This window comes from Cedecea sp. B1(4), from assembly GCF_059414925.1.
The window spans coordinates 332,471-355,424 of record NZ_JCAHMZ010000007.1 but is presented as its reverse complement, the minus strand read 5'-3'; the positions used below and the strand labels follow the sequence as shown (position 1 = coordinate 355,424).

General features: G+C 56.6%; 23 protein-coding genes. 12 read left to right on the top strand and 11 right to left on the bottom strand.

What is annotated here, in order from left to right:
* Positions 1–270 precede the first annotated feature (270 nt).
* The gene (gene glmS / locus ACR6JA_RS16925) at positions 271–2,100 is read left to right on the top strand and encodes a glutamine--fructose-6-phosphate transaminase (isomerizing) (protein ID WP_166878955.1); all 1,830 of its coding nucleotides are present in this window, start codon (positions 271–273) and stop codon (positions 2,098–2,100) included.
* A gap of 168 nt (positions 2,101–2,268) precedes the next feature.
* A complete protein-coding gene (locus ACR6JA_RS16920) occupies positions 2,269–2,676 on the top strand; it encodes a cupin domain-containing protein (RefSeq protein ID WP_008457733.1) in 408 nt (135 codons plus the stop codon).
* Between the two features lie 64 nt (positions 2,677–2,740).
* Here ACR6JA_RS16920 and ACR6JA_RS16915 read toward each other — a convergent pair whose 3' ends face one another.
* Positions 2,741–3,124 carry a hypothetical protein gene (locus tag ACR6JA_RS16915; protein ID WP_213713444.1) on the bottom strand — a complete coding sequence of 128 codons (384 nt, stop codon included), beginning with the start codon at positions 3,122–3,124 and terminating at the stop codon, positions 2,741–2,743.
* Positions 3,125–3,316: 192 nt separating this feature from the next.
* On the opposite strand from ACR6JA_RS16915, the gene pstS reads away from it, so the two are divergent.
* From pstS to phoU, 5 genes are all read left to right on the top strand, one after another.
* Positions 3,317–4,357, top strand: a complete 1,041-nt coding sequence (gene pstS, locus ACR6JA_RS16910; protein WP_008457728.1) for a phosphate ABC transporter substrate-binding protein PstS — start codon at positions 3,317–3,319, stop codon at positions 4,355–4,357.
* 64 nt (positions 4,358–4,421) lie between these two features.
* On the top strand, positions 4,422–5,384 hold the full coding sequence (gene pstC, locus ACR6JA_RS16905) for a phosphate ABC transporter permease PstC (RefSeq protein ID WP_008457726.1): 963 nt from the start codon (positions 4,422–4,424) through the stop codon (positions 5,382–5,384).
* Entirely contained in the window at positions 5,381–6,271 is an 891-nt protein-coding gene (pstA, locus tag ACR6JA_RS16900; RefSeq protein WP_008457724.1) for a phosphate ABC transporter permease PstA, read from the top strand. Before pstC ends, pstA begins: the two co-directional genes overlap by 4 nt.
* 47 nt (positions 6,272–6,318) lie before the next feature.
* The gene (gene pstB / locus ACR6JA_RS16895) at positions 6,319–7,092 is read left to right on the top strand and encodes a phosphate ABC transporter ATP-binding protein PstB (RefSeq protein WP_008457722.1); all 774 of its coding nucleotides are present in this window, start codon (positions 6,319–6,321) and stop codon (positions 7,090–7,092) included.
* Between the two features lie 13 nt (positions 7,093–7,105).
* Entirely contained in the window at positions 7,106–7,831 is a 726-nt protein-coding gene (gene phoU / locus ACR6JA_RS16890) for a phosphate signaling complex protein PhoU (RefSeq protein WP_008457720.1), read from the top strand.
* A 54-nt stretch (positions 7,832–7,885) separates the two neighbouring features.
* Here phoU and yiiM read toward each other — a convergent pair whose 3' ends face one another.
* The 10 genes from yiiM to hypA all read right to left on the bottom strand — a co-directional run bounded on the left by yiiM (position 7,886) and on the right by hypA (position 16,894).
* Positions 7,886–8,563: a 6-hydroxyaminopurine reductase gene (gene yiiM / locus ACR6JA_RS16885; RefSeq protein WP_213713446.1), complete on the bottom strand. Its 678-nt coding sequence runs from the start codon at positions 8,561–8,563 to the stop codon at positions 7,886–7,888.
* A 73-nt stretch (positions 8,564–8,636) separates the two neighbouring features.
* A complete protein-coding gene (sodA, locus tag ACR6JA_RS16880; RefSeq protein ID WP_008457716.1) occupies positions 8,637–9,257 on the bottom strand; it encodes a superoxide dismutase [Mn] in 621 nt (206 codons plus the stop codon).
* Between the two features lie 334 nt (positions 9,258–9,591).
* Positions 9,592–10,560, bottom strand: coding sequence for a chemotaxis protein (locus ACR6JA_RS16875; RefSeq protein WP_494494236.1), 969 nt, complete (start codon positions 10,558–10,560; stop codon positions 9,592–9,594).
* Between the two features lie 148 nt (positions 10,561–10,708).
* Positions 10,709–11,056, bottom strand: coding sequence for an HNH nuclease YajD (gene yajD / locus ACR6JA_RS16870; RefSeq protein ID WP_008457693.1), 348 nt, complete (start codon positions 11,054–11,056; stop codon positions 10,709–10,711).
* Between the two features lie 46 nt (positions 11,057–11,102).
* Positions 11,103–13,187: a formate hydrogenlyase transcriptional activator FlhA gene (gene flhA / locus ACR6JA_RS16865; RefSeq protein ID WP_494494235.1), complete on the bottom strand. Its 2,085-nt coding sequence runs from the start codon at positions 13,185–13,187 to the stop codon at positions 11,103–11,105.
* Positions 13,188–13,296: 109 nt separating this feature from the next.
* Positions 13,297–14,307, bottom strand: coding sequence for a hydrogenase expression/formation protein HypE (gene hypE, locus ACR6JA_RS16860; protein ID WP_494494234.1), 1,011 nt, complete (start codon positions 14,305–14,307; stop codon positions 13,297–13,299).
* Positions 14,304–15,425: a hydrogenase formation protein HypD gene (gene hypD, locus ACR6JA_RS16855; RefSeq protein ID WP_494494233.1), complete on the bottom strand. Its 1,122-nt coding sequence runs from the start codon at positions 15,423–15,425 to the stop codon at positions 14,304–14,306. The genes hypE and hypD overlap by 4 nt, the downstream gene beginning before the upstream one ends.
* The gene (locus ACR6JA_RS16850; RefSeq protein ID WP_213713456.1) at positions 15,425–15,685 is read right to left on the bottom strand and encodes a HypC/HybG/HupF family hydrogenase formation chaperone; all 261 of its coding nucleotides are present in this window, start codon (positions 15,683–15,685) and stop codon (positions 15,425–15,427) included. The genes hypD and ACR6JA_RS16850 overlap by 1 nt, the downstream gene beginning before the upstream one ends.
* On the bottom strand, positions 15,676–16,539 hold the full coding sequence (gene hypB / locus ACR6JA_RS16845; RefSeq protein WP_494494232.1) for a hydrogenase nickel incorporation protein HypB: 864 nt from the start codon (positions 16,537–16,539) through the stop codon (positions 15,676–15,678). The genes ACR6JA_RS16850 and hypB overlap by 10 nt, the downstream gene beginning before the upstream one ends.
* The gene (gene hypA / locus ACR6JA_RS16840; RefSeq protein WP_213713460.1) at positions 16,532–16,894 is read right to left on the bottom strand and encodes a hydrogenase maturation nickel metallochaperone HypA; all 363 of its coding nucleotides are present in this window, start codon (positions 16,892–16,894) and stop codon (positions 16,532–16,534) included. Before hypA ends, hypB begins: the two co-directional genes overlap by 8 nt.
* Positions 16,895–17,150: 256 nt before the next feature.
* Here hypA and hycA point away from each other — a divergent pair, with 256 nt between their 5' ends.
* The 5 genes from hycA to ACR6JA_RS16815 all read left to right on the top strand — a co-directional run bounded on the left by hycA (position 17,151) and on the right by ACR6JA_RS16815 (position 22,768).
* Entirely contained in the window at positions 17,151–17,606 is a 456-nt protein-coding gene (hycA, locus tag ACR6JA_RS16835; RefSeq protein ID WP_008457686.1) for a formate hydrogenlyase regulator HycA, read from the top strand.
* A gap of 88 nt (positions 17,607–17,694) precedes the next feature.
* A complete protein-coding gene (locus tag ACR6JA_RS16830) occupies positions 17,695–18,300 on the top strand; it encodes a 4Fe-4S dicluster domain-containing protein (protein WP_213713462.1) in 606 nt (201 codons plus the stop codon).
* On the top strand, positions 18,297–20,105 hold the full coding sequence (hycC, locus tag ACR6JA_RS16825) for a formate hydrogenlyase subunit 3 (protein ID WP_494494231.1): 1,809 nt from the start codon (positions 18,297–18,299) through the stop codon (positions 20,103–20,105). The genes ACR6JA_RS16830 and hycC overlap by 4 nt, the downstream gene beginning before the upstream one ends.
* 9 nt (positions 20,106–20,114) lie before the next feature.
* Positions 20,115–21,041, top strand: coding sequence for a respiratory chain complex I subunit 1 family protein (locus ACR6JA_RS16820; RefSeq protein ID WP_008457683.1), 927 nt, complete (start codon positions 20,115–20,117; stop codon positions 21,039–21,041).
* 17 nt (positions 21,042–21,058) lie between these two features.
* The gene (locus ACR6JA_RS16815; protein WP_494494230.1) at positions 21,059–22,768 is read left to right on the top strand and encodes a hydrogenase large subunit; all 1,710 of its coding nucleotides are present in this window, start codon (positions 21,059–21,061) and stop codon (positions 22,766–22,768) included.
* Positions 22,769–22,954: the final 186 nt, after the last annotated feature.

Genomic DNA, 22,954 nt, shown 5'->3' with positions numbered 1-22,954 from the left:
CCCTAACCCTCTCCCCAAAGGGAGAGGGAACTGGACTGAGATGACTTTCCCTTCCTCTCTAAGGGCCTGGGAGCTGAATAAAACACAGATTTCCTCCTTCTCCCTTCCAGGGAGAGGGCTGGGGTGAGGGTCATTCTTGAAAATGCCCCACCCAAAAGCAGTAACCATAAAAATAACCCCACTCTCTACAAGGCTCGGGGCTCCGGAAATACCGGAATAAACAGGTCAGCGACAACACATGGCTAACGCCATTCTCAGGACTTAAAAATTATGTGTGGAATTGTTGGCGCAGTGGCGCAACGTGATATCGCTGAAATCCTTCTTGAAGGACTCCGTCGTCTGGAATACCGCGGGTACGACTCTGCGGGCCTGGCGGTTGTGGACAATAAAGGTCACATGACCCGTCTGCGTCGTTTGGGTAAAGTACAGAAACTGGCGGAAGCTGCGGAAGAAACCGCTCTGCATGGCGGCACCGGGATTGCCCATACCCGTTGGGCAACGCACGGCGAACCTTCAGAAACTAATGCTCACCCACATGTCTCCGACCATATTGTGGTCGTACACAACGGCATTATCGAAAACCACGAACCGCTGCGTGAATTGCTTCAGTCTCGCGGCTACACGTTTGTCTCCCAGACGGATACCGAAGTTATTGCTCATCTGGTGCATTGGGAACTGGAGCAGGGTGGCACGCTGCGCGACGCTGTCCTTCGCACTATTCCTCAGCTTCGCGGCGCTTATGGCACCGTAATCATGGATACCCGTAACCCGGATGTGCTGCTGGCCGCGCGTTCCGGTAGCCCGATGGTTATCGGCCTGGGCATGGGTGAAAACTTTATCGCCTCCGATCAGCTGGCACTGTTGCCGGTAACCCGCCGCTTTATCTTTCTCGAAGAAGGCGATATCGCAGAAGTGACCCGTCGCGCGGTGACCGTTTTTGATACTAAAGGCGAGCAGGTTAAGCGCCCGGACATCGAATCCAATCTGCAGTATGACGCGGGTGACAAAGGCATTTACCGTCATTACATGCAGAAAGAGATCTACGAGCAGCCGAACGCCATCAAAAACACCCTGGCCGGGCGCATCAGCCACGGTGAAGTGGATTTGACGGAGCTGGGGCCAAAAGCCAATGAAATGCTCTCTCAAGTTGAGCATATTCAAATCGTAGCCTGCGGTACGTCGTATAACTCAGGCATGGTTTCCCGCTACTGGTTTGAAGCGCTGGCCGGCGTGCCTTGTGATGTCGAAATCGCCTCTGAATTCCGCTACCGCAAATCTGCGGTGCGCCGCAACAGCCTGATGATCACCCTTTCCCAGTCTGGCGAAACGGCGGACACCCTCGCGGCGCTTCGCCTTTCCAAAGAGCTGGGCTATCTCGGTTCACTGGCGATTTGTAACGTGGCAGGCTCTTCTCTGGTGCGTGAATCCGACCTGGCGCTGATGACCAATGCCGGAACGGAAATCGGCGTGGCCTCAACCAAAGCGTTTACCACTCAACTGACCGTACTGTTGATGCTGGTGGCTAAACTGAGCCGCCTGAAAGGCGCTGACGCACAGGTTGAGCAAGATATCGTACATGGCCTGCAGGCGCTGCCAAGCCGTATCGAGCAGATGCTGTCCCAGGACAAACGCATTGAGCAACTGGCGGAAGATTTCTCTGACAAGCATCATGCGCTGTTCCTTGGCCGTGGCGATCAGTACCCGATCGCCATGGAAGGTGCGCTGAAGCTGAAAGAGATCTCCTATATTCACGCCGAAGCCTATGCGGCGGGTGAGCTGAAGCACGGCCCGCTGGCGCTGATCGATGCCGATATGCCGGTTATCGTTGTGGCTCCGAACAATGAGCTGTTGGAAAAACTGAAATCCAACATCGAAGAAGTTCGCGCCCGCGGTGGCCAGCTGTATGTGTTCGCCGACCGTGACGCTGGCTTTACCAGCAGCGACAATATGCACATCATCGAGATGCCGCATGTGGAAGAGGTGATTGCGCCTATCTTCTACACCGTGCCGCTGCAACTGCTGTCCTACCACGTGGCGCTGATCAAAGGCACCGACGTTGACCAGCCGCGTAACCTGGCGAAATCGGTAACGGTTGAGTAATTTTTTGTCACTAATCAGTCGCGATTAGCGGATGGAAAAGCCGTTTCTCACCAGATCAATAATGCTATAAACGAAGCTACCTCGGGCGATATACCGGGTTAGCTTTCGCATCCACCCTGCGAACGGCGAGTTTGCAGGGTGTTTTTATTTCTGAGCGGGAAACAACAAATGTCGGCAAACAAACCTCACTGTCGGCTGGTCAAGCCGCAGCCAGTATTTATAGGCAAGCAGGGGCTTTCTTATCAGGTAGGTGTTTCAAAGGAGGCCGTCGATTCGCAGCATATCCATATGCAGCTGGCGACCATTCCTCCTCGTTCGCAGGCCAAAGCCCACAAGCACGAACACCATGAAACCGCAATTTATGCCCTGAGCGGAACTTCATCGGTGCTTTATGGTGATGCGCTGGAGCATTTTCTTGAGCTTCCCGCCGGCAGCTTTCTTTATATCCCGATGGATACCCCGCACCTGCCTTACAACAATACCGATGAGCCTGCGGTGGTGATTATTTCGCGGACCGATCCTAACGAGCAGGAGAGCGTGGTGATGATGCCCGAGCTGGACAGAGACGTGCTCTAGCGTCGCCATATAAATTGTCGCGGAGTCATAGAGAAGCCCTCTACGCAGTTGAGGGCTTTTTTTGTTATTTCATTTTCTGGGCTAGTTCATCGATCTTGCGGGAAAGCTGCTCGTTATCCCGCTTCAGGCTGTCCATTCTGGATTGCTGCTCATTGGCTTTACTTTCCATTTGAGACAGTTTGTTTTTCATCTCATCCAGCCTGCTTTCCTGCTCATCTATTTTCCTGACGCTACCGTCGTAATTTGACTGCAACTTTTCCAGGCGATTCTTCATCTCGACAATTGTGCTTTCCTTAATCGATGTAGGGACGAGGGTATTACTTCCTGAAAAGGTGGCGAGCGTTGAGCTGAAACTATCCGTATTACGTGCCTCAACGGCATCAGCGTAAACGGTAGAGGCTGTCATAATCAGTGATATCGTACATAATACAGACAGATAGGCTTTCATTTTAAAACACCTTTTTAAACAAACTGAATTTACTGATGCTTTAAAAAACATGGGGTTGTGTGTTTTTTTATGACGCCAAGCGGATTGTCATAAAACTGTCATAATTCGTACATTTAACTGTCACCAAACTGTCCTATTTTCTACCCTGTATTTAATTAAACAACAATTTACGAACATCTGGCAGGAGACATTATGAACGTTATGCGTACCACTGTCGCAACTGTTGTCGCCGCGACCTTATCTCTGAGCGCTTCTACTGCGTTTGCAGCTGCAAGCCTGACTGGCGCTGGTGCAACTTTCCCTGCGCCGGTGTATGCCAAGTGGGCAGATACCTACCAGAAAGAAACTGGTAACAAGGTGAACTACCAGGGTATCGGTTCCTCCGGCGGCGTGAAGCAAATCATTGCTAACACCGTTGACTTCGGCGCTTCTGACGCCCCTCTGGCGGATGACAAATTACAGCAAGAAGGCCTGTTCCAGTTCCCTACCGTAATCGGTGGCGTGGTGCTGGCTGTTAACCTGCCGGGCTTCAAGTCTGGCGAGCTGGTTCTGGACGGCAAAACTCTGGGCGACATCTACCTGGGCACCATCAAAAAATGGAACGACCCGGCGATTGCTAAGCTGAACCCAGGCCACAAACTGCCTGATCAGAACATCGCGGTTGTTCGTCGTGCTGACGGCTCCGGTACTTCCTTCGTGTTCACCAGCTACCTGTCTAAAGTGAACGAAGAGTGGAAATCCAAAATTGGCGCAGGCTCTACCGTTAACTGGCCAACCGGTCTGGGCGGCAAAGGCAACGATGGCATCGCGGCCTTCGTACAGCGTCTGCCAGGCTCCATTGGCTACGTTGAATACGCTTACGCTAAGCAGAACAACCTGACCTACACCAAGCTTCTGTCCGCTGACGGTAAGCCAGTAAGCCCAACCGAAGCAAACTTTGCTAACGCGGCGAAAGGCGCTGACTGGAGCAAATCCTTCGCACAGGATCTGACCAACCAGAAAGGTGACGAAGCGTGGCCAATCACCTCCACCACCTTCATCCTGGTCCACAAAGAGCAGAAAAACCCTGAGCAGGGCGCAGAAGTGCTGAAGTTCTTTGACTGGGCATACAAATCTGGCGCGAAAGAAGCTAACGCCCTGGATTACGCAACGCTGCCGGCCTCTGTGGTTGAGCAAGTTCGCGCTGCATGGAAGACCAATGTAAAAGACAGTTCCGGTAAGGCGCTGTACTAAGTGCAAAAATCTGGGGTAACAGGTATGTTACCCCGGTTTATTCAGCAACTACGAAGAGTACGCTATGGCTGTGACTAAGCCGACGTTTAAAGCCCCTGGCAAACAAGGTGATGTAATTTTCAGTGCGCTGGTAAGACTGGCTGCGCTGATTGTGCTATTTCTGCTGGGTGGGATCATCATCTCGCTGTTTATCTCCTCGCTGCCGAGCATTGAGAAGTTTGGCTTCTCTTTCCTCTGGTCCAAAGAGTGGGATGCTCCTAATGAAGTCTTCGGTGCACTGGTGCCGATTTACGGAACCCTCGTAACCTCGTTTATCGCACTGCTGATTGCGGTCCCGGTGAGCTTTGGTATCGCGCTGTTCCTGACAGAACTTGCGCCTGGCTGGCTGAAGCGCCCGCTGGGTATCGCCATTGAACTGCTGGCGGCCATTCCAAGTATCGTGTACGGCATGTGGGGCCTGTTTATCTTTGCTCCCCTGTTCGCGACTTACTTCCAGGAGCCCGTAGGCAACGTGCTCTCTGCCGTGCCTATCGTTGGCGCGCTGTTCTCTGGCCCTGCGTTTGGTATCGGCATTCTTGCTGCCGGTGTGATCCTCGCGATTATGATCATCCCGTACATCGCCTCCGTGATGCGCGATGTCTTTGAGCAAACGCCGGTAATGATGAAAGAGTCGGCCTACGGCATCGGCTGTACCACCTGGGAAGTCATCTGGCGCATCGTGCTGCCATTCACCAAAAATGGCGTGATTGGCGGCGTGATGCTTGGCCTTGGCCGTGCGCTGGGTGAAACCATGGCGGTGACCTTTATCATCGGTAACACCTACCAGCTCGATAGCGCTTCACTGTATATGCCTGGCAACAGTATTACCTCAGCACTGGCGAACGAATTTGCCGAAGCAGAATCCGGCCTGCACACCGCCGCACTGATGGAGCTTGGCCTAATTCTGTTTGTGATTACCTTTATCGTACTGGCTATCTCTAAGTTCATGATTATGCGCCTGGCGAAAAACGAAGGGGCTCGCTCATGACCACGATGGAAATGCAAAGCAGCGCGGCACTGGCTGAGTCGCGCCGCAAAATGCAGGCGCGTCGCCGCATGAAGAACCGTATCGCCCTGACGCTCTCTATGGCGACCATGGTGTTCGGTCTGTTTTGGCTGGTGTGGATCCTGTTTTCCACGGTAACCCGCGGCATCGACGGCATGTCGCTGGCGCTGTTTACCGAAATGACGCCTCCGCCTAATACCGCGGGCGGTGGCCTGGCTAACGCCCTGGCGGGCAGCGGCCTGCTGATCCTGTGGGCGACCGTTATCGGTACGCCGCTGGGCATCATGGCCGGGATTTATCTGGCCGAATATGGCCGTAAATCCGCCCTGGCCGAAGTGATTCGTTTTATTAACGACATTCTTCTGTCCGCCCCATCGATTGTGGTCGGTCTGTTCGTTTACACCATTGTGGTGGCGAAAATGGAACACTTCTCCGGCTGGGCGGGCGTGATTGCGTTGGCGCTGCTGCAGGTGCCTATTGTCATTCGTACCACTGAAAACATGCTGAAACTGGTGCCGGACAGCCTGCGCGAAGCAGCTTACGCACTGGGAACACCAAAATGGAAGATGATCTCCGCGATTACGCTTAAGGCGTCCGTTTCTGGGATTATCACCGGCGTGCTGCTGGCGATTGCCCGTATCGCTGGCGAAACCGCTCCGCTGCTCTTCACCTCCCTCTCCAACCAGTTCTGGAGCACGGATATGATGCAGCCTATCGCCAACCTGCCGGTGACCATTTTCAAATTTGCTATGAGCCCGTTTGCCGAATGGCAACAGCTGGCCTGGGCAGGGGTGCTGATTATTACCCTCTGCGTGCTGCTGCTGAACATTCTGGCGCGCGTGATTTTCTCGAAGAGTAAACACGGTTAAATTTTACGGCGCGGCCCTCGCGGCGCCGGACGGAGATTAAGACACAGATGAGTAAGGTTGATTTAGCCCCAGGCAAAATCCAGGTTCGCGATCTGAACTTCTATTACGGTAAGTTCCACGCCCTGAAGAACATCAATCTGGATATCGCGAAGAACCAGGTTACCGCCTTCATTGGGCCGTCAGGCTGTGGTAAATCCACCCTGCTGCGTACCTTTAACAAAATGTACTCGCTCTACCCTGAGCAGCGTGCAGAAGGTGAAATCCTGCTGGACGGGGAAAATATTCTCACCCAGAGCCAGGACATAGCCCTGCTGCGTGCCAAAGTCGGCATGGTCTTCCAGAAGCCGACGCCGTTCCCGATGTCTATTTACGACAACATCGCTTTTGGCGTGCGTCTGTTTGAAAAGCTGTCCCGCAGCGACATGGATGAACGCGTGCAGTGGGCATTGACCAAAGCCGCGCTGTGGAACGAAACTAAAGATAAACTGCACCAGAGCGGCTACAGCCTCTCCGGTGGTCAGCAGCAGCGTCTGTGCATCGCTCGCGGCATCGCGATTCGCCCGGAAGTTCTGCTGCTGGATGAGCCGTGTTCCGCGCTTGACCCGATCTCCACCGGGCGTATTGAAGAGCTGATCACCGAGCTGAAAGAAGACTATACCGTAGTGATCGTGACCCACAACATGCAGCAGGCGGCGCGTTGTTCTGACCACACGGCGTTTATGTACCTCGGCGAGCTGATCGAATTCAGCGAAACCGATACGCTGTTTACTACGCCAGCGAAGAAACAAACCGAAGATTACATTACTGGCCGCTACGGTTGATTTGGAGAGCGCGATGGATAACCTCAACTTAAACAAACACATTTCTGGCCAGTTCAACGCCGAGCTGGAGTACATCCGTACTCAGGTGATGACGATGGGCGGGCTGGTGGAACAACAGCTCTCCGACGCGATCACCGCGATGCACAACCAGGACAGCGAGCTGGCGAAGCGCGTTATCGCCGGTGACCAGAAGGTCAACATGATGGAAGTGGCGATCGATGAAGCCTGCGTGCGTATCATCGCCAAACGCCAGCCTACCGCCAGCGACCTGCGCCTGGTGATGGCGATCATCAAAACCATCGCCGAGCTGGAACGTATTGGCGACGTAGCGGACAAAATTTGCCGCACCGCGCTGGAGAAGTTCTCCCAACAGCACCAGCCGCTGTTGGTCAGCCTGGAATCGCTGGGGCGCCACACCGTGCAGATGCTGCACGACGTGCTGGACGCTTTCGCGCGTATGGATCTGGATGAAGCGGTGCGTATCTACCGTGAAGACAAGAAAGTTGACCAGGAATATGAAGGCATCGTGCGTCAGCTGATGACCTACATGATGGAAGATTCCCGTACGATTCCAAGCGTGCTGACCGCGCTGTTCTGCGCCCGTTCTATCGAGCGTATCGGTGACCGCTGCCAGAACATCTGCGAATACATCTTCTACTTCGTGAAGGGGCAGGATTTCCGTCACGTGGGCGGCGATGAGCTGGACAAGCTGCTGGCGGGTAAAGATCCGAAAGAATAAGTATTCGTCCTTCCCCCCTCTCCCCTTTGGGGAGAGGGTTGGGGTGAGGGGCCGTTACTTTCCGAACAAACGCCGCGAATTATCCTCGATCTTCCCTGAAATTCTGCGCTTCTGTATCGTTCTGCTCCAGCTTACCGATAACCCAGCCGCTGACAAAAGCCGATGATACTGTGAATCATCAAACGGCATATGCCACGCAATGGCGATAGCTTCTGCCACCGTCACGTCGCTAACGCGAGAAGCCAGCTCCAGCGGTGCATCGGCGGAAACATTCCCCGCCAGAATCACGCGATAAAGCCAGCCGCAGTAGCCCGCTTCCTGCATCCGCGTTGCCATATCCTCTACGCCAAAATGGTAGTTCAGCTTAAAGCAGGGCGAACGAGGCTGAGTCACCTGAATCAGTGCCTCACCCCAGCGGTAAATATCCCCCATACAGACGTTCTTTTCCGTCATCCCTTCCGTGGACAGGTTTTCGCCGAAGGCCGGGGCGTTAAACAAATCGATTTTATCCGGGAAGAGTTGCGCCCAGTGCTGATAATGCTCGCGCGGATAGTGGCACAGCGCCCTGTCTGGCCCACCGTGAATCACCTTCTCCGCCTGCTCGTCGCCCTCCAGCCCAAGCTCTGTCAGGCGAAGTTCGCCGTCCACCTGCACCTTGGCGATGGCGCTGGGCCGACTCCCTTCGTAAGCACGGATCTGGCCAACGTAAACCTGAAGCGGATAGCGATGCATAAGCGACTCCCTGCGAAATAGACATAAAAAAAGCGAGCCATCAGGCTCGCTTCTCTAAGGTCGTATTGCAACCTTATTTTTTAGCGGCGAAACGTGCTGCTGCTTCGTCCCAGTTAACCACGTTCCAGAACTCTTTCGCGTAGTCCGGGCGACGGTTCTGGAATTTCAGGTAGTAAGCGTGTTCCCAAACGTCCAGGCCCACAATCGGGAAGCCGGAAGCGCCGGAGATAGCTTCGCCCATCAGCGGGCTGTCCTGGTTTGCCGTAGAGACTACAGCCAGTTTGTCGCCTTTCAGTACCAGCCACGCCCAGCCGGAGCCGAAACGGGTAGCGGCTGCTTTTTCAAACTCAGCTTTGAACGCGTCAACGCTGCCGAAATCGCGCTCGATAGCGGCTTTCAGGTCGCCTTTCAGCTCGGTGCCTTTTTTCAGGCCTTTCCAGAAGAAGCTGTGGTTAGCGTGGCCGCCGGCGTTGTTACGCAGTACGGTTTTCTTATCCGCAGGCAGTTGATCCAGTTTAGCGATCAGTTCTTCAGCAGACAGGCTGGCAAACTCAGGCAGGGATTCCAGCGCGGCGTTCGCGTTGTTGACATAAGCCTGGTGGTGTTTGCTGTGGTGGATTTCCATGGTTTCTTTGTCGAAATGCGGTTCCAGCGCGTCGTAAGCGTAAGGCAGGGATGGCAGTGTATAGCTCATATTCATCGTCTCCATTAACGTAGAGCGGCTGTAATGCTGTTAACGCCGCGTAATCAGTCGGTTCATTATAGTTAATTAAATGATATTGAAAATGTTTATCAATGCCGTACTTAGCGTGTGGTTATAACTTTTCTTCATGAAACCACGGCTTACGGCTATAACGCAGCGGGTAAAAAGCCATTTTTTCAGAGTAACGGCGAATTGTTACCCGGTCGTGACGCGAAGATATGAAGAGGGGATAACTGGCGGTGATGGCTATCGTGGGTATTCGCTTAAAGAAGTGTTCTGGCTCGAATAAAAAACAAGGCCCGGTTTCCGGGCCTTTTCTTATCTCTTAGCGAGTGGCGGCGTCTTCCAGCGCTTTGTGGATGACGGAAGACAGCTCGGCGACGTCAAACTTGGCGACATAGCCGTTGGCGCCGACTTTACGGACGTGATCTTCGTTGGCGCTGCCGGACAGCGAAGAGTGGATCACCACCGGAATGTGTTTCAGCGAAGGTTCGGTCTTAATGTTTCGGGTCAGGGTAAAACCGTCCATCTCCGGCATCTCGATATCGGTCAGCACCAGGCCGATTTTGTCGGTAATAGGCGTGCCGGACGCTTTGGCCTCGGCAGCAATAAGTTTGATTTTTTCCCAGGCTTCCTGGCCGGTCGCGTGCATGATGGCCGGAATGCCCATCCCCTTCAGACCCTGCTCCAGCATCGAACGCGCAACTTTGGAGTCTTCGGCGACGATAGCCACCGCGCCCGGCTTCAGGGTATAGGTTTTCTCTTCGATCGCGGCAATGTTCACCTCTCTCCCGGACGGGATAATGTCATAGAGGATCTGCTCTACGTCCAGCACCAGCGCCAGGTCTTTGCCGGTTAGCGGATCGTCAATATTGGCGATGCTGGTGATATTGCGGCTGCTGACCCCGGCCTCGGCGGCGTGCACCTGGCTCCAGTCGAGGCGAATAATGTTCTCCACGGACTCCACGGCAAACGCCTGGGTGCTGCGGGCATATTCGGTGATCAGTAATAAATTCAGGCCGGTGGTCGGCGTGCAGCCGGTGACCGCAGGCAGGTCGATAACCGGGATAATCTGGTCGCGAATATTAGCCATGCCCAGCAGCGGTGATTCCATGCCTGCGGCACGGTTAATCTTCGGCATCGGCACAATTTCACGCAGCTTAAAAACGTTGATGCCGTACAGCTCGGACTTGCTGTCGTGCTGGCTGGTCCCTAAGCGGAACAGCAGCAGCTCGAACTTGTTGGATAACGCCAGGTTGGCCCTTTCATCAATATCTTTCTGAAAACTATCCATTTTAACCTCAAGTGATAACCCGGCCTCAGAACCCAACCGTACGGAGTGAATGCTTGTCTAAGTTATCGGCAGCGTCTGGAAAAAATGAAGGGAAAAGGCGAAATGATTTCGCTTAGAGGGACGTGATATCCCTCTAAGCGGAGGGCGCTTACTTTTTCTTGTTCAGCATCGCTTTGAGGTCGGCAAACGGATTATAGGTTGCTTCGCCTACATCCTTTTGCGCGTCCTCTCCGGCAATCACCGTGGAGCCGTACTGGTCGGCCTCGGTGTATTTAGAATGTTCATGATCGTGGCAATACAGGCATAAAAGCTCCCAATTGCTACCATCTTCAGGATTATTGGTATGATCGTGATCCATATGGTGAACGGTCAGTTCACGCAGATTGGAATAGACAAACTCGCGGGAGCAGCGCCCGCACACCCACGGGAAAAGCTTCAGCGCCTTTTCGCGGTAGCCGCTTTCCAGCCGCGTATAGTTCTTGGGGATAATTGCCATGATTCAGGTTCCAGACAAAAAATGTAGGGTTATGCCCAGTTTCCGGCTAAAGCGCGTCTTTATCAATCCCCAGGCGCTTCATCCGGGAAAGTAACGTGGTGCGCTTCAGCCCTAATCGCTGGGCAGCGCCGCGAGGCCCGGCCACCACGCCGTTAGCTTCTTTCAACACGCGCAGGATGCGCTCACACTCGTCCTCATCTTCACGCCTCTCTTCTTCCACACCCGGAGATAGATGGCGTTCCAAAGGAGGGCGGTGATCCATTTCGGGCAGGGAAAGATGCAGCACGTTGCCCCGGGTTAACAACACCGCCCGCTCAATCACGTTTTCCAGCTCCCGCACGTTGCCTGGCCACTCCATGCGGCTCAGGGCGCGCAGCGTTTCCGCCGGAATACTGTCGATGTTACGGTTCAGGCGGCGGGCGATTTTGAAGGTGAAGGATTTCACCAGCAGCGGGATATCCTCCGGGCGTTCGCGCAGCGGCGGCAGCGTGATAGGAAACACGTTCAGCCGGTAATAAAGATCGCTGCGGAACTCCCGGTCGGCAACCATCTCTTTCAGGTTGCGGTTAGTGGCGGCGATCAGGCGCACGTCCACTTCCTGAACCTTATTGCTGCCGAGGCGCTCGAACTCCTGTTCCTGCAGCACGCGCAGCAGCTTGGGCTGCAGCTCAAGCGGCATATCGCCCACTTCGTCGAGGAACAGCGAGCTTTTATCCGCCAGCTCAAAGCGGCCAATGCGCTGATTGTTTGCCCCGGTAAACGCCCCGCGCTCGTGGCCGAACAGGTCGCTCTCCAGCAGCCCGGCGGGCATCGCGGCACAGTTGATCTTCACCATCCGGCGGCTGTTGCGGTCGCTCAGATTATGGATCGCCCGGGCAATCAGCTCTTTACCAGTGCCGGTTTCGCCGAGGATCAGCACGGTGCTGTCGCTGCTGGCCACCATCTCCACCTGCTTAAGCACGATAGACATCGCTTCGCCGCGCCCGATAATTTCGCCAAAATCACTGTCGACGTTATTAATTTGCTCGGTGAGGTAGAGGTTTTCATCCACCAGATTCTCTTTCAGGCGGTTGATTTCCTGGTAGGCGAGGGCGTTATCCACCGCGATGGCAATACGTTCGGCAATCTGGCGCAGCAGTTTGAGATTGGCAGGCGTAAAGCCCTGCTCGCTGCATTTGGCAAGCTTCAGGACGCCCAGCATATTGGGGCCGAACTTCAGCGGCAGCAGGCAAAGCGTCTGCGGTTTGTTGTCCCACATCTCCAGCAGCATCCGCTCATACGGCGCCAGTTTGTCGCCAGAGCAAAGGTTGAGCAGCAGCATTTCACCACTTTTAAAGACGCGTTCTGACAGCGTGCCTTCCTCAAGCACGTCGCTTTGATCGTGAATCGGCGAAGCTTCATCAACAAAGTGAGTGGAGTAGAGCGTGAGCCGCGACTTGCGGCTGCTTTTCAGCACGATGCTGATGGAATCAATGGCGAAGTGATAGTGAATTTCCCGGGCAATCTCGCTGATCAGTTCGTCCAGGTCCAGCTTCGACAATACCGCGTTAGTGACGGCCACCAGAATGCGAAAATCGTCGCGCTCCCGGCACAATAACTGGTGATCGTGGCTCGAATTGAGCCGGGTCTGGATTTGCTCGGTCACCAGGCCGACAATTTGCGCCAGGGTATAAAGCCGGTTCAGCTCTTTTTCCGTCCAGGCGTCCGCCCGGTTGCGGATAAATTCGCAGCCGCCGAAAATTTTGCCTTCGGAGGCCAGCGGTAAAAGGCAGTAGCGGCCAAAAGGAGCATACAGATCCAGGCTTGCCATTTGCGGCCATGTTTCATCGAACTCTTGCTGGCTGCAAATCAGCGCCTCCGGGCGCGACAATATGCGGCGCACCGGGCCGCTGGCCAGAGCCATTTCATCTTCGTAGTGCAGTTCCTTGCCGTGTTTATCCTTGCCATAAAAACTCACCCGCTGATGCAGGGGATGGTAAAGCAGAATGTTAACGCGATCGGCCAGTGCGCCCTGTTTCACCAACTGTGTCAGGCTGCTGGCGAGTTCGTTGAGATCGGGCTGCTGGAGCAGCGTGCGGGTGATATCAAACAACCCCTGCTGCCCGAGATCGCTCATCGGCGTGTATGACATTTTTGCTTTCCATTAAAATGCCCTGCGGCGGGCGCAGGGCTAAAACATATAATTAATATAAATATTGTTTAAGTTTAGTCAGCGTTGCCTGAATGCGTACTGGCGCAGGTCAACAAATGCGCGGTAAGGGTTCAAAATGCGGCAGATCGAGCGTGCGTTTTACGCCATAAAGCCCCGTTACGCGCACGCCTTTTCGCTCCACAACCTCCCCCACGACAGCCGCCTGTTTGCCGCAGGGATGTTGCTGTAATGCCTGAATAACGGCCGGGGCAGACTCGGGAGACGCTGCGATAACCAGCTTGCCTTCATTAGCAAAATTTAACGCATCCAGCCCCAGCAGCTCGCAGACGCCGCGCACCGCCGGGTTCAGCGGTAAATGATTTTCGCTGATTTCCATTCCGCAGCCGCTGGTGTCGGCAAACTCATGCAGAACGGCGTTTACCCCGCCGCGCGTGGCGTCCCGCAGCGCTTTTACGCCGGGAATCTGCAGCAGTGGGGCGATCATCGGTGCCAGCACCGCGCAATCGCTTTGTAGGTCGCCGTCCAGACCCAGTTTCTCGCGCAGGTTGAGGATGGTTGCGCCGTGGTCGCCGAGTGTGCCGCTCACAATCAGCAGATCCCCTGCTTTGATCTGGGCCGCGCCCCAGTTAACGCCCGCAGGAATAGCGCCTATCCCGGCGGTATTGATAAACAGCTTGTCCGCCGCGCCGCGCGGTACGACTTTGGTGTCGCCGGTCACAATGGCGATATTCGCCGAGCGTGCCGCATTCGCCATGCTGGTGACCACGCGCTCCAGCGTTTCAAACGGCAGGCCTTCTTCAAGGATAAAACCGCACGACAGCCAGCGTGGCGTAGCGCCGCTCACCGCGACGTCGTTTGCCGTGCCGCACACGGCCAGCTTGCCGATATCCCCGCCGGGGAAAAAAAGCGGATCGATAACGTAGCTGTCAGTAGAAAACGCCAGCTGGTCGCCGCAGGCGGTCAGCTCTGCCAGCGAAAGCCTCGCCTGATCTTCCTGCTCGGCCAGCCACGGATTATCAAAAACTCGCATAAACAGGCTGGCGATCAACTGTTGCATCGCCTGGCCGCCGCTGCCGTGGGCCAGCTCAACGGTTTTCATACTTCACACTCCTGAGAACGGTACTGATACCACGCCGCGCAGGCTCCTTCGGAGGAGACCATCAGCGCGCCGAAGGCGTTTTGAGGATTACAGTCGCGGCCAAACAGCGGGCATTGATGCGGCTTGCAGCGCCCGGTAAGCACGTCGCCGCAGCGGGCTTTCGGGTCGTCGTAAACCCGCTGAGGTTTGGGCTGGAAATGGTCTTCGGCATCAAACTGACGGTAGGCTTCGGTGAGCTGTACGCCGGAATCGCCGATTACGCCCAGGCCGCGCCATTCCGCTTCACCGCGCACCGTAAACACGTCGCTTATCGCCTTCTGTGCAAGCAAATTGCCTTCTTCCGGCACGACCCGGCGGTACTGGTTTTCTACCAGGCTGCGCTGCCTGATTTTTTGCTCGACCAGCATCAGCACGCCCTGCAGCAGATCGAGCGGCTCAAAGCCGGCCACCACCAGCGGGCGCTGGTGCTCAGAGGCAATAAAGTCATAGGCTTCGGTGCCAATCACCATGCTGACATGCCCCGGCGCCAGGAAAGCGCCGATGCCGTTGTCGGGCTGGGAAAGCAGGCTGCGCAGCGTCGGGATCAGCGTGATGTGCTGGCAGAAGAAATAGAAATTATCGATGCCCTGCGACTTTGCCTGTTGAAGCGTGATTGCCGTGGCGGGCATTGTGGTTTCAAAGCCGAGGCCAAAGAACACCACTTTGCGCTCCGGGTTCTGGCGAACCAGCGTCAGCGCGTCCATGGGCGAGTAAATTACCCTGACGTCCGCGCCTCGCGCCTTCGCCTGCATCAGCGAGCCGTTTTTACCCGGCACGCGCATCGCATCCCCAAAGGTACAGAAAATCACTTCCGGGTGGCTGGCTATCTCAATGCAGGTGTCGATTCGCCCCATCGGCAGCACGCAAACCGGGCAGCCGGGGCCGTGAATAAACTCGATATTTTCCGGCAGCAGCTGATCGAGGCCGAATTTAAAAATAGCGTGGGTATGGCCGCCGCAAACTTCCATGATGCGCAGCGGGTGGCTCTCCGTGTCGTTCAGCAGCGCGGCGCGGGATTTCAGCGTTTCAATCAGCTGCATCACGCGATCTGGATCGCGGTATTCATCGACGTAGCGCATCAGCGACGCTCCTCGCCATAAAGCAGTGCGCCAACGTCCGGCTCAACCTCGAACATGTTTTGCAGGGCATCCAGCGTGTCCCGTGCCTCGGATTCGTCAATAATGCTCATGGCGAAACCGACGTGAACCAAAACCCATTGCCCCACGGCGGCGTCGCCCACCAGCGTTAAATTCACGTCGCGCTGCACGCCGCAGACGTCCACTTTCGCGCTGCCGTCGGCCAGGCGCTCAACAATTTGCCCCGGGATGCCTATGCACATCGCTCCGCCTCCAGCCAGCTAAGCCACTCGTCCATCCCTTCGCCGCTGGTCGCGGAAACCAGAATAATTTTGATGTCCGGGTTGACCTCGCGGGCAAAAGCTAAGCACTTGCTGACGTCGAACTGCAGGTAGGGCAGCAGGTCGATTTTGTTCAGCAGCATCAGTGACGCCGCGGCGAACATATGCGGGTATTTCAGCGGCTTATCTTCGCCTTCCGTCACCGACAGCACCGCGACCTTATGGCGCTCGCCTAAATCAAAGCTCGCCGGGCAAACCAGGTTGCCGACGTTTTCGATAAACAGCACGCCGTCGCGTTCAAGCTGCAGGCGCAGCATGGCATCGCGAATCATTTGGGCATCAAGATGGCAGCCTTTCCCGGTGTTGACCTGAATGGCCGGCGTGCCGGTTTCGCGGATGCGCGCGGCGTCGTTCACCGTTTGCTGATCGCCTTCGATAACCGCGCACGGCATTTTGGCATTCAGGCGCTTCAGCGTTTCGGTGAGCAGGGTGGTTTTGCCGGATCCGGGGCTTGAGACCAGGTTCAGCACCAGCTGATTGTGGCTGGCAAAGCGGTCGCGGTTATGGGCGGCGAGCTGGTTATTTTTGTCGAGCACGTCCAGCTCGATCTCCAGCATCTTACGCTGAGTCATCCCCGGCGCGTGGGTGCCTGCCGCGCCGTGGCCGTAATGCAGGTCACCCTGTTCGTCGGCCGTGGGGGCAAATTTGACGCCGGTTATCTGCTGCAGCGGGCGTGCCGCCGGGGCAAACGGGGCACTGCGAAAGCCAGAGTGGGGATTACGTTCGTCCCCTTCAATGTACAGGTTGCCTTCACCGCAACCGCAAGTGCTACACATGAGCTATCTCCTGATCGATTTCCAGACGCTTAATCTGCATGCCGTCATCCGCCACGATGCGTAGGTTGCTGCCGTTACAGTTGGGGCAGCACTTCACGCGCTGGGTCAGTAAGGTGACGAACTGCTGGCAGTCATGGCACCAGCATTCAGCTTCCTGCTGGTGGATATGCAGTTCGCAGCCTTCCGCCAGGGTGCCGCGGCAGACCAGATCAAAGCAAAACTCCAGGGCGCTGGTTTCCACGCACGAGAAGGCGCCGACCTCCAGCCAGACGCCGGTCACGCGACGGGCATTGTTCTGGCGGGCGTGGCTTTCGATAAGTTCGACTGCGCGCTGGCAAAGGGTGATTTCGTGCATGGGGCCTCCGGGGTTAACTGGGGCAGGTAATGCAAGGACGGTGCCAGGCTTTTTCTTTGCCCCTCACCCCGGCCTTCTCCCTTCCCGGGAGAGGGTGAAAAAGTGCCATCAGCCAAAGTCAAAGATGACGAAATGACATGTCACTCTGCTTGCCAAAGACACCTTTATCGGTTTAATCCATTTAAAAACAATAAATTAAAAACATGGCACGAAACGTGCCTTACGGAGGGACAAGCACTAACAGAGCGAACAAAACATGAACATTTGGGAACTGAGCGAAAAAGCCGAGTACATCGCCGACAAGCACCAGCGGCTGCTTTCGCAGTGGCATCTATACGGCAACACCCTGATTCAGGGGATCACCTTATCCAAAGCGAAGTTGCATCACGCCGTGGGCTGCAACCCGGACGAAAGCCTGCGTTTCTTCTTATTTGACCACTTCGTTATTCAAATCAATCTCGCCGAAGGCTTTAACAGCCACACCATCGAGTACAGCATCGAACTGCGCGACGGCAGCGATAACGTGCTGATTGCCAAGGCGACTATCGACGATGACGGACTGATTGATAACGCCGTCAGCAACCGCGACCGCGAGAAAGTGCTGGAACACTACCTCGAGCTGATCCGCCCGGTGTACGACAGCCTTTATCTGGCCGTGCAGCAAAACACCCCGTTATCCATGGCACTGCTGCAAAAGTCCGCCGTGGCATGAAGAGATCTGGGGTGTCGAGAACTGTCGAACCGGCAGCTTTTCGGCATGTTTTCGTCAAAAATGACGATTGTCACCTGAGGAAGAACTGGTGAACCGTTTTGTAATCGCTGACTCAAAATTGTGTATGGGCTGCCATACCTGTGAAGCGGCCTGCGCCGAGACGCACCGCCTGCACGGCCTGCAGTCCATGCCGCGCCTGAAAGTCATGCGCAACCTGAATGAATCTGCGCCGCAGATGTGCCACCACTGTGAAGACGCCCCCTGCGCCGGGGTTTGCCCGGTCAACGCGATAACCCGCGTGGACGGCGCCGTGCAGCTGAATGAAAGCCTGTGCGTAAGCTGCAAACTTTGCGGCATCGCCTGCCCGTTCGGCGCCATTGAGTTTTCCGGCAGTCGCCCTCTGCATATTCCCGCCAACGTGAACAGCCCGAAAGCGCCACCCGCGCCTCCGGCCCCGGCTCGCGTTAGCCCGCTGCTGGACTGGGTTCCCGGCGTTCGCGCTATCGCGGTCAAATGCGACCTGTGTAGCTTCGACGAAAGCGGCCCGGCCTGCGTTCGAACCTGCCCGACCAAGGCGCTGCGGCTGATTGACAACAAAGACATCGCCCAGGCCAGCAAGCGCAAACGTGAACTGACGCTTGGCGCGACGCTTGGCGACCTGACCCTGTTTACCCAGCCAGAGGCGAGAAAATGAATGTTTTTTTACTGATTCACTGGGCGCTTTTGGGATTTGCCACCAGCGCTGTGTTAGCCGGCGTTCTGACATTTTCAAAGCCCGTTAGCGGCTTTATCGGTGGCGTTGGCGGCGCAATCAGCGCCCTGCTTTTGCTGATCGCGGGTGTTCAGGCGCTGCTGGGCTTCAGCGGCGAGGCTGAAATCTGGCACTGGCACCTGCAGCTCAACGCTTTCAACGGCGTCTGGCTGGTAACGGTGGCGTTAAGCGGCCTGTTTATTTCCGTCTATAACTGCGCCTGGCATCGCCATCCGGCGATAAAAGCCGACGGCCTGCTGATTAACTTAATCCTGGCGGCAAGCGTTGCAGCGCTGGTAGCCGACAACTTTGTCACGCTGGTAGCGATGGCGGAAATCATCTCCCTGGCGGGTTATTTCCTCACCGGCTGCCAGAAGTCCGGGCAGCTGTGGTTTGCCCTTGGTCGTCTGGGCACCGTGCTGCTGGCGATTGCCTGCTGGCTGCTGTGGCAGCGCTACGGCGCGCTGGGCTATGGCGATCTGCGTCATCTCCTTGACGGCGCGCCGCTGCCGGCCCCGGTACTGATCCTCGTGCTACTCGGCTTTGGGCTGCTTGCCGGGATTATTCCGCTGCACGGCTGGGTGCCGCAGGCGCATGCGAATGCCTCCGCGCCTGCCGCCGCGCTGTTCTCCGCCGTGGTGTTGAAGATTGGCCTTTACGGCATTATGAGCTTCTCGCTGATCGGTAATACGCTGCCGCTGTGGTGGGGTGTGCTGGTCGTGGTGGTCGGCATGATCACCGCGTTTATCGGCGGGCTTTACGCGCTGATGGAGCACAACATCAACCGCCTGCTGGCTTATCACTCCCTTGAAAACATCGGCATTATTTTGCTGGGCCTGGGCTGCGGCCTGATCGGTATCGCACTGCATGAGCCAGTGCTGGTGGCGCTGGGCATGACCGGCGGCCTTTATCATTTGTTCAACCATAGCCTGTTTAAAACCACGCTGTTCCTCGGCGCAGGTGCCGTCTGGTTCCGCACCGGACACCGCGACATCGAGAAGCTGGGCGGGATCGGCAAACGCATGCCGGTTATTTCGCTGGCGATGCTGGTTGGGTTGATGGCGATGGCCGCGCTGCCGCCGCTGAACGGCTTTGCCGGGGAGTGGGTTATCTATCAGTCGTTTTTCCGCCTCGGCAGCCTGCCGCTGTTTGTGGGCCGTTTTATCGGACCGCTGCTGGCCGTAGGGCTGGCAATCACTGGCGCACTGGCGGTGATGTGCATGGCGAAAGTCTATGGCGTCACCTTCCTGGGTGCTCCGCGTACTAAAGAAGCGGAAAACGCGACCTCTGCGCCGTGGCTAATGAACGTCTCAGTCGCTCTGCTTGCCGCATGCTGCGTAGTTGCCGGGGTTGCTGCCCCGTGGCTGCTGCCTTTGCTTCAGCACGCCGTTCCGCTGCCGCTTCAACCGGCGCATACCGCCGTGTCTCAGCCGATGATAACGCTGCTGCTGATCGCCTCTCCGCTGCTGCCGTTTATTTTGATGATCATTTTCCGCGGCGACCGCTTGCCAAACCGCTCTCGCGGCTCGGCGTGGGTCTGCGGCTACGACCACGAACAGGCGATGGTGATCACCGCGACGGGCTTTGCCCAGCCGGTAAAAGCGGCGTTTGCGCCTTTGCTTAAGCTGCGCCAAACCCTGAACCCGGTGAAGTGGATCCCTGGCTGGCAATGCGAGCGCCTGTCCGGCACGTTCCGCCGCCTGGCGATGGTTGAGCTGGCGGTCTTATTGGTGGCGATGGTTGCCTGAGGAACTGATATGACTACGTTTTTATTTGCTCTTATCCAGGCGTTGGCGCTGTTTTTTGCCGCGCCTCTGCTGGCCGGGATTACCCGCGTAACGCGCGCCCGCCTGCATAATCGCCGTGGCCCCGGCGTGCTGCAGGAATACCGAGATCTGTTCAAGCTGCTGGGCCGCCAGAGCGTGGCCCCCGCCGCCTCTGGCTGGGTCTTCCGCCTGATGCCGTTCGTGATGGTGGGCGTGATGCTCACCATCGCCACCGCGCTGCCGGTGGTGACGATTGCCTCGCCGCTGCCGTCATTAGGCGACCTGATCACCTTAATTTACCTGTTCGCCATCGCCCGCTTCTTCTTCGCCATCGCCGGGCTGGACACCGGCAGCCCGTTCACCGGGATTGGCGCCAGCCGCGAAGCGATGTTGGGTGTGCTGGTTGAGCCGATTCTGCTGCTTGGCCTGTGGGTTGCCGCACAGGTGGCCGGCAGCACGCACATCAGCAATATCGCCGGGGCTATTCACGCCTGGCCGACGGCGCAAAGCCTGACGCTGGTTCTGGCCTTCGCGGCCTGCGCCTTCGCCACCTTTATTGAAATGGGCAAGCTGCCGTTTGACCTCGCCGAAGCCGAGCAGGAGCTGCAGGAAGGGCCGTTGTCCGAATACAGCGGCGCGGGCTTTGCGGTGCTGAAGTGGGGCATTTCGCTGAAGCAACTGGTTGTGCTGCAAATGTTTGTCGGCGTGTTCCTGCCCTGGGGGCAAATGAGCGCCTTTAGCTGGGGCGGGCTTGTCCTTGCCCTGGTGCTGGCCGTTGTGAAGCTGGTGGCGGGCGTGCTGATTATCGCGCTTTTCGAAAACAGCATGGCGCGCCTGCGGATGCTTGAAACCTCGCGCATTACCTGGGCCGGTTTTGGCTTTGCCTTTTTAGCCTTCGTCTCCTTGCTGGCGGCGTGATTTAAGAGAACCTATCGATGTCTGAAGAAAAAATTGGTCAACACTATCTCGCCGCGCTGCATCAGCAATTCCCGCATGCGGTGATCGAAGAAGCCTGGCAGACCAAAGACCAAATCACTGTCACCGTGAAGCTCAACATGCTGCCGGAGGTGGTGGAGTGGCTTTACTACCAGCAGGGCGGCTGGCTTTCGGTGCTGTTTGGCAACGATGAACGCCAGCTGTGCGGCAGCTATGCGGTGTATTATGTGCTGTCGATGGAAAGCGGCGTGAAGTGCTGGATCACCGTACGTGTGGAAGTGGATGCCGACAAACCAGAGTTCCCATCCGTCACGCCTCGCGTTCCTGCCGCCGTTTGGGGCGAGCGCGAAGTCCGCGATATGTACGGCCTGCAGCCGGTTGGCCTGCCCGATGAGCGCCGTCTGGTGCTGCCGGACGACTGGCCGGACGATCTCTATCCGCTGCGTAAAGACAGTATGGATTACCGCCAGCGCCCGGCGCCGACCACCGACAAAGAGACCTACGAGTTCATTAACGAACTGGGGACGAAAAAGAACAACGTGGTGCCGATTGGCCCGTTGCACGTCACTTCTGATGAACCCGGCCACTTCCGCCTGTTCGTTGATGGCGAAAACATTATCGACGCCGACTACCGCCTGTTCTACGTCCATCGCGGCATGGAAAAGCTGGCGGAAACCCGCATGGGCTACAACGAAGTTACCTTTTTGTCCGATCGCGTGTGCGGCATCTGCGGCTTCGCCCACAGCACCGCCTATACAACCTCGGTGGAAAACGCGATGGGGATTGTGGTGCCGGAGCGCGCGCAGATGATTCGCGCCATTCTGCTGGAGGTTGAGCGTTTGCACAGCCACCTGCTGAACCTCGGCCTGGCCTGCCACTTTGTCGGCTTCGACTCCGGTTTTATGCAGTTCTTCCGCGTGCGTGAAATGTCGATGAAGATGGCGGAGATCCTGACAGGGGCGCGGAAAACCTACGGCCTGAACCTGATCGGCGGCATCCGCCGCGACCTGCTGAAAGACGACATGATCCAGACCCGCCAGCTCGCCCAGCAGATGCGTCGGGAAGTGCAAGATCTGGTGGATATCCTGCTGAGCACGCCGAACATTGAGCAGCGCACCGTCGGCATTGGCCGCCTTGACCCACAAATCGCCCGTGATTTCAGCAATGTCGGCCCAATGGTGCGTGCCAGCGGCCACGCCCGTGATACCCGCACCGATCACCCGTTTGTCGGTTACGGCCTCCTGCCGATGGAAGTACATAGCCTCGACGGCTGCGACGTGCTTTCCCGCCTGAAAGTGCGCATCAATGAAGTCTTTACCGCGCTGAACATGATTGATTTTGGTCTGGATAACCTGCCGGGCGGCCCGCTCGCCGTGGAAGGTTTTACCTACATTCCAAACCGCTTTGCCCTGGGCTTCTCAGAGGCACCGCGCGGGGACGACATTCACTGGAGCATGACCGGCGACAACCAGAAGCTGTACCGCTGGCGCTGCCGCGCGGCGACGTATGCCAACTGGCCAACCCTACGCTACATGCTGCGCGGCAACACGGTATCCGACGCCCCGCTGATTATCGGCAGCCTTGATCCTTGCTACTCCTGCACCGACCGCATGACGGTGGTGGACGTGCGCAAGAAGAAAACCCAGGTGGTGCCGTACAAAGAGCTGGAGCGCTACAGCATTGAGCGCACCAATTCGCCACTGAAATGATTTTGATGCCTGATCGGTGACTGACCCTCACCCCGTCCTCTCCCTGATAGGGCGAGGGGGAAAACCGGCTTCGATCTGTCTCTCACCTCTTATGGGGGGAGGTGGCATCGTACTCGATCTGTTCCCTCTGCCCTCAGGGGAGAGGGTTAGAGTGAGGGGTTGCTCTAAGACCCGGCAAACAAGGAA

Bases quoted from the DNA above. Each gene is read 5' to 3' on its own strand.
- yajD (WP_008457693.1), bottom strand. From the start codon at position 11,056: ATGGCAATTATCCCCAAGAACTATACGCGGCTGGAAAGCGGCTACCGC.
- hypB (WP_494494232.1), bottom strand. From the start codon at position 16,539: ATGTGTAGCACTTGCGGTTGCGGTGAAGGCAACCTGTACATTGAAGGG.
- ACR6JA_RS16850 (WP_213713456.1), bottom strand. From the start codon at position 15,685: ATGTGCATAGGCATCCCGGGGCAAATTGTTGAGCGCCTGGCCGACGGC.
- pstS (WP_008457728.1), top strand. From the start codon at position 3,317: ATGAACGTTATGCGTACCACTGTCGCAACTGTTGTCGCCGCGACCTTA.
- hypE (WP_494494234.1), bottom strand. From the start codon at position 14,307: ATGAAAACCGTTGAGCTGGCCCACGGCAGCGGCGGCCAGGCGATGCAA.
- phoU (WP_008457720.1), top strand. From the start codon at position 7,106: ATGGATAACCTCAACTTAAACAAACACATTTCTGGCCAGTTCAACGCC.
- pstB (WP_008457722.1), top strand. From the start codon at position 6,319: ATGAGTAAGGTTGATTTAGCCCCAGGCAAAATCCAGGTTCGCGATCTG.
- hycA (WP_008457686.1), top strand. From the start codon at position 17,151: ATGAACATTTGGGAACTGAGCGAAAAAGCCGAGTACATCGCCGACAAG.
- ACR6JA_RS16920 (WP_008457733.1), top strand. From the start codon at position 2,269: ATGTCGGCAAACAAACCTCACTGTCGGCTGGTCAAGCCGCAGCCAGTA.
- glmS (WP_166878955.1), top strand. From the start codon at position 271: ATGTGTGGAATTGTTGGCGCAGTGGCGCAACGTGATATCGCTGAAATC.
- pstC (WP_008457726.1), top strand. From the start codon at position 4,422: ATGGCTGTGACTAAGCCGACGTTTAAAGCCCCTGGCAAACAAGGTGAT.
- hypD (WP_494494233.1), bottom strand. From the start codon at position 15,425: ATGCGCTACGTCGATGAATACCGCGATCCAGATCGCGTGATGCAGCTG.
- sodA (WP_008457716.1), bottom strand. From the start codon at position 9,257: ATGAGCTATACACTGCCATCCCTGCCTTACGCTTACGACGCGCTGGAA.
- ACR6JA_RS16875 (WP_494494236.1), bottom strand. From the start codon at position 10,560: ATGGATAGTTTTCAGAAAGATATTGATGAAAGGGCCAACCTGGCGTTA.
- flhA (WP_494494235.1), bottom strand. From the start codon at position 13,187: ATGTCATACACGCCGATGAGCGATCTCGGGCAGCAGGGGTTGTTTGAT.
- hypA (WP_213713460.1), bottom strand. From the start codon at position 16,894: ATGCACGAAATCACCCTTTGCCAGCGCGCAGTCGAACTTATCGAAAGC.
- ACR6JA_RS16820 (WP_008457683.1), top strand. From the start codon at position 20,115: ATGACTACGTTTTTATTTGCTCTTATCCAGGCGTTGGCGCTGTTTTTT.
- ACR6JA_RS16915 (WP_213713444.1), bottom strand. From the start codon at position 3,124: ATGAAAGCCTATCTGTCTGTATTATGTACGATATCACTGATTATGACA.
- ACR6JA_RS16815 (WP_494494230.1), top strand. From the start codon at position 21,059: ATGTCTGAAGAAAAAATTGGTCAACACTATCTCGCCGCGCTGCATCAG.
- hycC (WP_494494231.1), top strand. From the start codon at position 18,297: ATGAATGTTTTTTTACTGATTCACTGGGCGCTTTTGGGATTTGCCACC.
- pstA (WP_008457724.1), top strand. From the start codon at position 5,381: ATGACCACGATGGAAATGCAAAGCAGCGCGGCACTGGCTGAGTCGCGC.
- yiiM (WP_213713446.1), bottom strand. From the start codon at position 8,563: ATGCATCGCTATCCGCTTCAGGTTTACGTTGGCCAGATCCGTGCTTAC.